Source organism: Desulfurobacterium sp., from assembly GCF_027028515.1.
Lineage (GTDB): Bacteria > Aquificota > Aquificia > Desulfurobacteriales > Desulfurobacteriaceae > Desulfurobacterium_A.
Genome location: NZ_JALVIW010000042.1, coordinates 1 through 1,528, shown reverse-complemented (window position 1 = coordinate 1,528; position 1,528 = coordinate 1). Strand labels below are relative to the sequence as shown.

At 41.0% G+C, this 1,528-nt stretch carries 3 protein-coding genes and 1 pseudogene; 2 read left to right on the top strand and 2 right to left on the bottom strand.

Translation table 11 applies throughout. The features are described 5' to 3' along the window. Together MV676_RS03870 and MV676_RS03865 are read left to right on the top strand one after the other, a co-directional pair. Window positions 1–425, top strand: a pseudogene (locus tag MV676_RS03870) (hypothetical protein); the annotation flags it as partial. Window positions 426–437: 12 nt separating this feature from the next. Continuing rightward, a complete protein-coding gene (locus MV676_RS03865) occupies window positions 438–719 on the top strand; it encodes a hypothetical protein (RefSeq protein ID WP_297445427.1) in 282 nt (93 codons plus the stop codon). Here MV676_RS03865 and MV676_RS03860 read toward each other — a convergent pair. Both MV676_RS03860 and MV676_RS03855 read right to left on the bottom strand, forming a co-directional pair. Then, window positions 712–1,155, bottom strand: coding sequence for a hypothetical protein (locus tag MV676_RS03860; protein WP_297445425.1), 444 nt, complete (start codon window positions 1,153–1,155; stop codon window positions 712–714). The genes MV676_RS03865 and MV676_RS03860 overlap by 8 nt on opposite strands. A 2-nt stretch (window positions 1,156–1,157) precedes the next feature. Further along, a partial coding sequence (locus MV676_RS03855) for a hypothetical protein (RefSeq protein WP_297445423.1) occupies window positions 1,158–1,528 on the bottom strand: 371 nt, incomplete at its 5' end.

The window sequence follows — 1,528 nt, the reverse complement described above, 5'->3', positions numbered from 1 at the left end:
TCAAGTGGAGTGCACCGTGGGAAATGGGGTGTTACCTTTCCATTCTTCCAAGGTCAGGTCTTTCAAAGAACACGCCGTTGAGGATTCCAAACGCTCCCGGAACGGTTGAACCCACTTACAGGAACGAAATAGGAATCATCCTTGAGTGTGCTCCTTTTGAGTGGAAAGATACGTTTAAATACAAGGGAATAGAGTGCATCAAGAGAGAAAAGTGGGAGGTTAAGGTTCCCGCCGGTGCAAGGCTTGCTCAAGCGGTTGTTGGCATAAATTTCATGGTTCAGATGAGAATGTTCAGGTGTCCTTTCCTTCCTGTCATTCCCGGCAACGTTTACTTTTGCGTGGATGAGGAAATATTTGAGCACTTTCACGAAATAGCACCGTCTGAAAGGGGACTTAACGGCTACAAGTCAACAGGAATAAGGTAAAAGGGGGTAGGAATGCTTATTTCCAAGAGAGCACTGTCAAAAATTTACAATCAGGTAGATAGGGAAGAGCAGAAAAGACTCATTCTTCTGGAAAAGGAAATAGACAACTACGTTAAAGTTGAAAAGGTTAAAACAATCCCTGTAAGGAAAGAGCAAGAGGTTTCAATTCTCCTTGAGGTTGAAAATCTCCCTCAAAGTATTATTAACCAGCTAAAAAGATATGAACACCTGTGTGGAGTTAAAGTTTTTGTTTCTTCGCCTGAAGAGGATGTCAAAGTTAACTCATTCAGATAATTTTTATGCCGTCTCTTGAGTATACAACAAGTCTTTTTTTCGCCTGCAAGTATACAAGTGCTTCAAGACCGTTTAAAACGGACACGTAGTCTTCCGTGTTGAAATCTCTTTCTATCTCTTCCTTCTTTTTTATAACGGTGTTCATTGAGCAGATGCTAACATAGTCCGAAATTTCTAAAATGTCTCCAAGAGAAGCCATTCTTTTGACTTCCGGAAGAGAACCCGTGGGGACTTTTTCAAGCTCTTCTGAAACCTTTTTCATCACGCAGGTAAGGGTCGGGTTCAGGTATTCCCGTTTCAGAAATTGATTCCTGAGGATTTTTCTGGCCACATCTTTTTCTCTTCCGTCGTAAGCGGTTCCTGTCAGAACAGTAGTTATGAAAAAGAGAAGAAGAAAAGGCAGGTAGAGCAGAGATTTCCTCTTTATCCCTGCCATTTCTACCTCTTCCTCTTCGGAGTCGGGAGCTTTTTAAAAGTATTTGTGTGGTTTTTTGTCCCCATCAGGTAAGCTACCTCATCTTTAACCTCTAATCCGTATCCGTCCATCGTGATTACATATTCGTCTATCATCCTCATTATTTCGTCTTCAGACAACTCCTTTACAGTCTTTCCTCTAATCATAGCGTTTCTTTCAATGTAGGAAAGAAGAGTCTCTCCAACTGAGTAGATAAAGTGGAGTTCTTCTATGAATTCTTCCATCTTTTTCTTCTTTGACGCCTCAATAACGTCGTCTTTAAAAAGTTCCAACGCCTCTTTTTCTTCTATAATGTGGTCTTTGTTATCTATGCAGTTCAGCTCGCAGATTCTAA